Genomic DNA, 8245 nt, shown 5'->3' on the forward strand with positions numbered 1-8245 from the left:
TCCTGAGAATATTTAGGTAACGATGAAATTGACAAAAATTCTATTTTACATAATATAAATTATAGTTCAAAAAGAATATCAATAAAAAGTAGGACAATTTCAGAATTTATTAGTCTTCAGACATTATCTTTATACGGTATATTCTACCAATGGCAATTGTAAGTTTTAAAGAATAATCTTCTATAAGCCAGCTTCTGTAGTTTTTTGTAACGTTTCCTAAACAAATACAATATTGTTTAATTCTGTATTCAATATCGTCATTTAATTCTTTAGATAATTTTCGAGCTTCAACTAAATCTTCGGTATTTTCAACGCACATTGTTGCATGTTGTTCTAAAGATTTTTCTAAAATTGATTTTGCTTTTAAATTATTTTTTACTGTGAATTTAAATTCTTCATGAATATCCATCGTAACATCAATTGTTTTGCTGAATTTCTTTCGCAATTCATCTGGCATTACGTATTTGAAATTACTTTCGATATCGGCATCTTCACGCAGACTTTCTAGATAATATTCAGGTGATTTAAAAATGTGCTGCCAATCGACAGGATTATTCCACAGTCCGAATCGCAATGCATTGTTTCCTAGGTCAATAACCGTAAAATTATCTTTATTAGGTAGTTTTCTAGATCCACGACCAATCATCTGAAAATACAGCGTTAACGACTTTGTAGCTCTATTTAATATAATCGTTTCAACTGTTGGTTCATCAAATCCTGTGGTTAAAATTCCAACCGAAGTTAAAATAGCATCCGGCGTTTTCTTAAACCACGTTAAAATTTCTTTTCTATCTTCGGTAGTTGTTGTGTTATCTAGATGTCTAATATTGTATCCAGCATGTCTAAAACTCTCGTAAACATGCAGCGAAGTATTGATTCCGTTGTTGAAAATTAAGGTTTTTTTACCCAAAGATTTCTCTGTATAAGCATGCAATAATTTTTCCTGCATTACCATATTGCTGTACAAATCATCGGAAGATTTTACGGTATAATCACCGTTAATTCCAACTTTAAGCGAAGTTAATCCAACATCATAACTGTACGTTGTAGCATTGGCTAAAAATCCTTTTTCAATAAGATTTTGAATGGTATCTCCAACAATCAACTCACTGTAATTTTCATACATTGGAAGTTTGATATTCGAACTTAAAGGCGTTGCAGTAACTCCAAGAATAAAAGCATTTTCAAATGATTTGAATAACTTCCTGAATGAGTTGAAGTGCGCTTCGTCAATTATCACTAAACCAATGTCTTCTATTTCTAATTTTTCGTCGTTTAATCGATTTTTTAGCGTTTCCACCATTGCCACAAAACACGAATATTCTTCTTGATCTGGCAATTCTTTTATGGCACTATTTATGATTTTATTTTTCACATCAAAGGCTTTTAGCATTTTGGAAGTTTGCTTACAAAGCTCAATTCTGTGTGTTAAAACAACTACTTTTTTATTATATTGTTCTAAATATCTTCTGGTAATTTCAGAAAAAATTACTGTTTTTCCACCACCAGTTGGCAGTTGGTAAAGCAAATGATAATTGTGCGGCGCATTGTCTAATCGTTCAAAGATTTTATCAATATCGCCCTTCTGGTAACTATAAAGTTCCTTCTTATCTTCAATTTCGGCAAGTAAATCTTTTTTCGACATAGCAATTTTTACAATTTTGCAAAACTACGTCTAAAAAAGAGTTTCACCATAAAAAAAAGATATTATTTAAAGATTAATCTATAATTTCATCAGCACTAATGTAAATATATTCAACTTGTTTACCATCATCAAGGACTTTTAATTTCAGATTCTTAAGTTCTGAACCAGCATAGCCTTTGCCTTTAAACTCTTTTATTTTAGATAGTATCGAATCCCATTCAAGAACTTTAATATCAATAAATACCTCAGAATGTTGAGTTTCAACTTTGACTTTCAGATATTCAGTATTATTTTTAAAAGAATATTTTTCGAAAATATAGGTTGTATTTAAAGTTGAATNNCATTGATAATCTTAGCTACCTCTTTTCTATATAAAGAACTATTAGGTTCAAGTTTATTTAGATTTTTATTTGATTTTTCATTCTGGCAGGAAAGAAAAAATAAAGTTGTTATCAGTAAATTAAAAGTAATAGCTAGTTGTTTTTTCATTGTTTCGTTTTTATCATAACGAACTTCAAAATGAATTAGTATAATTAATAATCAAATCGTTCTACAATAGCATTAAACTCAGATTTATTGATCCAATTTTGATTGATACTTTCGTCTTTGATGGCCACTACTCTACTTTTAAAATCGTCTAAAATCCCTTTCTCAATCATAAAACTTATGGCTTGTTCAAAGGAATTGAGCATACTTTTGTAGAACGCTTCCGAAGAAATTAATTTCTCTGAAGATAATGTTTGAGCAATTTCAATATTGTAAAGCATAACATCAGCAATTATAAACGAATCAACTCCAAGAGTAATAAAATGTTTGATGAACTTTTGGCCTGTAGAACGACGCATTTTGGGTCTTTTTCCGCGAATTGGATAGTATTCGTTAGAGATTTTGAGTTTGGCATCCTTGACTAAGTTGTGTTCATTTGGATTAAAAACAAAATCGTAATACACTTTCACATCTTTGAACTTATCATACAACTCAATAAGTTGCTCTTCAAGTTGTGCTTTGTTCAGTTCTGATAAATATTTTTTTAAATCTCGTTTACTCATGATGGTTCTAAAATAATACTGATTTCAACGAAAAATCAGATTTAATCACAAAAGTAAGTTAGTTTGTAGGATTTTAATTTATCTATTGCTTAATTTTGTAAGCAAAAAAATAAATAATGACAAAGATTTTTAAGTTTACGGCGATTTTAGAAGGAATTTCTTATTTGGTTTTATTCGCCAATATGTTACTAATTAAGCCTAATAACATGATTTTATATAAAAAATTATTGTATCCAATTGGAATGGCTCATGGAGTTTTATTCATTGGTTATGTAATTTTAGCTTTCTTAATTAAGAAAAGTCAAAATTGGTCGCTTAAAGATTTTTTTATTGTTCAAGTAGCGTCATTGCTTCCGTTTGGCACTTTTTATATTGAAAAAAAGTATGTAAAAAATGCATGATATTTTAGAAAAAATATTTGGTTGGTTGTATCCATTACTCCGAAAATTAGATTTTGGAGATACTTTTGCGGCCTACATCAGCCTTGTTTTTAATATTCTAATTTTAGGTGCATTAGCTTATTTAATTTATGTAGTTTTTAGGCTTATTCTAGTAACGCTGATGATTTTAATTGCTAGAAAAACCAAAACTAATTTTGATGATTTATTGGTTTCCAATAGAACTGCGAAGTACACTGCGCATTTAATTCCGTTTCTATTTATTTATAAATCGGTTCCTGTAATTCTTGAAAATTATGTTTATTGGGAATCTGTTTTTGGTAAAATGGTTGGAATTTATATCATTTTATTATCACTTTGGATTGTACGAAGTGTTTTAAAAGCCATCAGAGATTATCTTAAAGAACAACCCAAATTTAGTGACAAACCAATTGATAGTTACATCCAAGTAATTATGATTGTCCTTTGGATATATGGTATTGGCGTTATTATTTCTCAAATATTTGATATTAAAACGAGTTCCTTATTAGGTACACTTGGAGCTATTTCGGCGATCGTAATTTTGATTTTTAGAGATACTATTTTAGGATTTGTGGCAAGTGTTCAAGTTTCTATGAATGATATGGTTCGAATTGGAGATTGGATCACTTTTGACAAATTTGGAGCCGATGGAGATGTAATCGAAATTAACTTAGCTACAGTAAAAGTTCGAAATTTTGATAATACTACAACAACAATTCCAACTTATAGTTTGATTTCTGATTCATTTAGAAATTGGCGCGGAATGCTTGATTCTAAAGGAAGACGAATTAAAAGACATATTTTGATAAAAGCAAAAAGTATTCGTTTTTTAAATGAGGAAGATTTGCAAAGAATGAAATCTATTCAATTGGTTTCTAGTTATATTGATGTTCGTCAGGATGAAATAAATAAATACAATAAAACGTACAACGTCGACAAATCGCTTTCTATAAACGGAAGAAATATGACCAATTTTGGGTTGTTTAGAAAGTATATTACGCAATATTTAGAAAATTATCCTGGATTGAACAAAGAAATGATTTTGCTTTGTCGTCAATTACAACCAACGGCACACGGAATTCCACTGGAAATTTATGCTTTTTCAAAAGACCAACGATTTGAACAATACGAATATATTATGTCGGATATATTTGATCATATCATTGCTTCTATATCTTATTTTGATTTAGAAATTTTTGAATTGCCTACAGATAAAGTAGTTATATTCGAATAACTATCTTTTTAATCGATCTTCTACGTATTCAATTTTGGTTTTACCGTGAGCTTGTGGTTTTCCATCAAGTCCAACGCTTACCATTGTTATCGTATCAATTGTAATGATGGTTTCTTTGGTCATCATGTTTCTAACTTCGCACATTAATGTTAGTGATGTATTTCCAAATTTGATAACATCAATACCAATTTCTACAATATCGCCTTGTTTAGCCGAACTTCTAAAGTTTATTTCCGACATGTGTTTGGTAACAATTCTTGGACTTTCCAGCTGAATTATCGAATAAAGCGCAATCTCTTCATCAATCCAAGCTAATAATCGTCCGCCAAATAAAGTACTATTCGGATTTAAATCTTCGGGTTTAACCCATTTCCTAGTGTGAAATCTCATGTTTTTTACAATTGAATTTTCTACAAATTTAGCTATTTTAATTACTTAAAATTGAAGAAATATCATGGAAAATGCTATATCGATTTCGAGCTTGAAAGTGAACTGTTATGCTTTAGATATAACATTTTATTAATCTTAAAATCTTCCTGATTTTGAAATGTTTTTTAATATTTGTATTATTAATCTTATAATTTTGTAATTTTACCTTTTACAATAAATTCAAGGTTTGTTATTAAAACGAAAAATATCAGTAAAAAAAGCACGAGTTTATTGGTATTCTATTAAAAAAATTTAATATTTTGCATCATATTATATTGAACACATTATAATAAAATATTGTTATAGATCCCAAATCTATCGCGAAATAAAACCTAGATTAGCTATTTGAATAAAGAAATATTAAAAAAAGTAAATCTAAGTATGAAAAAAATTACATTATTGTCATTGCTAATGATTTCTGCGATCTCTGTAAATGCCCAAGAACCAGTTAAAGTTGCGGATGAGAAAAAAGAGGTAAAAAAAATTGAATACAATAAATGGACTGTCGAAGCTACGTTAGGTCAAGCAAAAGGAATTAGACCTTATTCTGCTGGCTATTTTTCTAGTTCATCAGGCTTTTTTGGAAAACCTGAAGCAAATAGTTTTTCACTCACTACGCGATATATGATAAGTCCGAAGTTTGGTCTTAGAGCAGGATTTCACTTCGATGAACTTAAAAACGCTAAAAATAACGGAAGTTTGCCTTTTAAAATGCAAATGATTGGGTTTTCAGTTCAAGGAGTTGTTAATGCAAGTCGTTTATTTGATATAGAATCGTTGGGTAAATTAGGATTATTGCTTCATGGTGGAATTAGAGTTGATGCAATGACCTCTAAAACTGAAAACACTCTAACTACTAATCAAAATTATAATAATTCTGAGTATAATGGCGGTTTGATTTTAGGAGTTACGCCTCACTACAGAATTTCTAAAAAGATGTCTTTGATGTTTGATGTTTCTTATCAAAATAATATCAGACAACATTTTAATTGGGATGGATCAAGCGCTGCACCAAACAGTAATTTAAGTGCTCAAATGATTACTACTTCATTTGGTTTGACCTATTCTATTGGTAATAATGATGTTCATGGTGATTGGGCAGTTGTAAAGGAAAATACATTAGCATTAGAAGAAATTGAAGCTTTAGAAAAAAGAGTTGGTTCTATTGAAACTTTGATGAATGATACTGATAAAGATGGTGTTGCCGATTATTTAGATCAAGAAAACAACTCAACTGCAGGTGTAGCTGTAGATTCTAGAGGAAAAATGGTTGATTTAAATAAAAATGGTGTTCCAGACGAAATGGAGCGTTATTTTAACTCATCATCAAAAGATGGTGCTAAAACAGATGCTGTTAATCGTTTTATAAATGATGGCTATGTTTCGGTTTATTTTGATTCTGGGAAGACTAAACCAACATCAATTTCTATTGAAGGAATAGAGTTTATCAAGACTTACATGAAAAACAATCCATCAAAATCAATTGTTATTTATGGTCATGCCGATGAAACTGTAGCAAATGCAAATAACGATAAGTTAGCTTCAGAACGCGCTTTAGCTGTAAAAGATATTTTAGTTCGCTCTGGAATACGAGCTGCAAGATTGTTTATTGCTAGTGATAATGACGATTCTAGTGGAGAAAAAAAATCTACCGATGCTAGAAAACTAGTAAGAAGAGTTACTTTTAAAATCCTAGAATAATTAACAATTTATTCTTGATAACTATAAATGAGCCTCTGTTTTACGACAGAGGTTTTTTTATAACTTTAAATAAAAAATGGAAACAAGAAATAATGCTATAATAGAACTTCGCGGTGGCACAATTGGTTCAGTAAACGAACAATCATCTGCCGAAGAATCGTTTCAAAATAAAACACTTCGCCCTATTTTGAAATTCCAGAATGATTTATTTATAGAAGTTTTTACCAACTATGCTGTAAAGCAAAAAGGCGTTTTCTTTACTTTATCACCAGAAAAAAAGATGGCATACATCGAGAATACAATTCAGCGTGATATAAAACTTAGAAATTCATTAAAAGGAATGGTTATCGGATTATTTACTACCGATGAATATGTTGAATACATAAAAAATTCATCAAACCTTAATAAAAGAATGATGAACATGTTGATTGAGCGCTTGAAAAGTCAGGTTTTATTATTTGAAGTAGCTTCTTAAATCGAACTTTGTTTTTTAAGAAATTGATAAATTTCCTTCCAACTTGCAGTTTGAAGTGCAATTGTTTGGTCCAATTCTTCTCTTTTAGAATTGATTTCAGATGCACCTAGATCTTCGTCGTTGTTTATAAAAATTCCTTTTGAACCAAGGTTTTTGGCAAATTCGATATCGGTTAGCCTATCGCCTATCATAAACGAATTGGCTAAATCATATTTTGGATTATCAATATATTCCGTAACCATTGCAATTCCTGGCTTTCGAGTAGGTTTTTTATCTTCTGGATAAGATTCATCAATGAAAACTTTACTGAAAACAATTCCTTCATTTTCGAATGCTTTCATGATTTTATTGTGAATGTTCCAGAAAGTTTCAGTTGGAAGCGCTTTAGTTCCTAATCCGTCTTGATTGGTAACCATAACCAATTCATAATTTAAATTTCGTGCAATTTTACCTAAATAGCGAAATACTTCAGGATAAAATTCTAATTCTTCAAATGTATCTAAAACATAATCTGGTGCTTTTGCTTCTTTTACAATTGTTCCGTCACGGTCGATAAAAAGTATCTTATTACTCACAGGTTTATTATTTTCTATTTTGTGTTCGTGAATCTTCGATTTCATTTTATGAATTTTGATTCAAATCTAAATAAAAGATGCAACACAGATTAAAGAAATTTTATAAATTTTTATATTTTCTGTAGTCTGTGTTGCAAATAAGTATCAAAACCTATTTTTAATAATTAATCTTCGTCTTCTGCAGCTTCACCTCCATTTTGGATTGTATCCGAACTCGTTCCAGCATTTGCTCTAATTTCTGTATGACGAACTTCACCACCAGAAGTTCCAGTTTGTTTTCCTAAGAAAACAGCAACAACTGCTATAGTTACTGCTAAAAATGAAACTAGATTAGCTTTGGCATTCTTTTTAATATTCAAAAATAATCCAGCAAGAGAAACTACTCCTAAAATATAGAGTACTAAAGCTAATTTTTCTGCCATTTCTTCATGCTCGTGAATGATTTGTTTTCCAACAGAAGGCATGTCTTCTACCATTTCCTCTGCTCCTTCTCCTGTTGCCATACTTGCAAATGCGAATATTGCAGCAAAAACAAATAAAATATAGGCCGTATTTTTAATGGTATTGTTTTTCATAACAATTCCGGCAATTAAAATTCCTAATCCAAAAATGGTTCCAATAATTGGAAAGTGGTTTACAACCATGTGTAAATGTGCGTCGTTCATAATTTTAAGTTTAAAAGTTTATAGTTTAAGAGTTTATAGTTTATTGTTTATAG

Annotated in this window: 8 protein-coding genes and 1 pseudogene; 4 read left to right on the plus strand and 5 right to left on the minus strand. The window is 30.0% G+C overall.

Features of this window, described 5'->3' with window-relative positions; translation table 11 throughout:
- Positions 1–109: 109 nt before the first annotated feature.
- Together DIU01_RS07115 and DIU01_RS07120 are read right to left on the minus strand one after the other, a co-directional pair.
- Entirely contained in the window at positions 110–1645 is a 1536-nt protein-coding gene (locus DIU01_RS07115) for a DEAD/DEAH box helicase family protein (protein ID WP_290832923.1), read from the minus strand.
- A 533-nt stretch (positions 1646–2178) separates the two neighbouring features.
- Positions 2179–2694, minus strand: coding sequence for a DUF6155 family protein (locus DIU01_RS07120; protein ID WP_290832925.1), 516 nt, complete (start codon positions 2692–2694; stop codon positions 2179–2181).
- Between the two features lie 116 nt (positions 2695–2810).
- On the opposite strand from DIU01_RS07120, the gene DIU01_RS07125 reads away from it, so the two are divergent.
- On the plus strand, positions 2811–3095 hold the full coding sequence (locus tag DIU01_RS07125) for a DUF3817 domain-containing protein (protein WP_290832927.1): 285 nt from the start codon (positions 2811–2813) through the stop codon (positions 3093–3095).
- Positions 3088–4347, plus strand: coding sequence for a mechanosensitive ion channel domain-containing protein (locus tag DIU01_RS07130; protein WP_290832928.1), 1260 nt, complete (start codon positions 3088–3090; stop codon positions 4345–4347). The genes DIU01_RS07125 and DIU01_RS07130 overlap by 8 nt, the downstream gene beginning before the upstream one ends.
- On the opposite strand, the gene DIU01_RS07135 is transcribed toward DIU01_RS07130, so the two are convergent.
- Complete coding sequence (locus tag DIU01_RS07135; protein WP_290832930.1) at positions 4348–4737, minus strand: hotdog domain-containing protein; 390 nt, start codon at positions 4735–4737, stop codon at positions 4348–4350. It abuts the gene before it with no gap.
- A gap of 420 nt (positions 4738–5157) precedes the next feature.
- Between DIU01_RS07135 and DIU01_RS07140 the strand changes: the two genes are divergently transcribed.
- The gene (locus DIU01_RS07140) at positions 5158–6477 is read left to right on the plus strand and encodes an OmpA family protein (protein ID WP_290832932.1); all 1320 of its coding nucleotides are present in this window, start codon (positions 5158–5160) and stop codon (positions 6475–6477) included.
- Between the two features lie 76 nt (positions 6478–6553).
- Complete coding sequence (locus tag DIU01_RS07145) at positions 6554–6952, plus strand: glyoxalase (protein WP_290832934.1); 399 nt, start codon at positions 6554–6556, stop codon at positions 6950–6952.
- Between the two features lie 5 nt (positions 6953–6957).
- On the opposite strand, the pseudogene hisB reads toward DIU01_RS07145, so the two are convergent.
- Both hisB and DIU01_RS07155 read right to left on the minus strand, forming a co-directional pair.
- Positions 6958–7572 (minus strand): annotated as a pseudogene (gene hisB / locus DIU01_RS07150) (histidinol-phosphatase); the annotation flags it as partial.
- Positions 7573–7691: 119 nt separating this feature from the next.
- The gene (locus tag DIU01_RS07155) at positions 7692–8192 is read right to left on the minus strand and encodes a hypothetical protein (RefSeq protein WP_290832936.1); all 501 of its coding nucleotides are present in this window, start codon (positions 8190–8192) and stop codon (positions 7692–7694) included.
- Between the last annotated feature and the right edge of the window lie 53 nt (positions 8193–8245).

This window comes from Flavobacterium sp., assembly GCF_003525665.1.
Lineage (GTDB): Bacteria > Bacteroidota > Bacteroidia > Flavobacteriales > Flavobacteriaceae > Flavobacterium.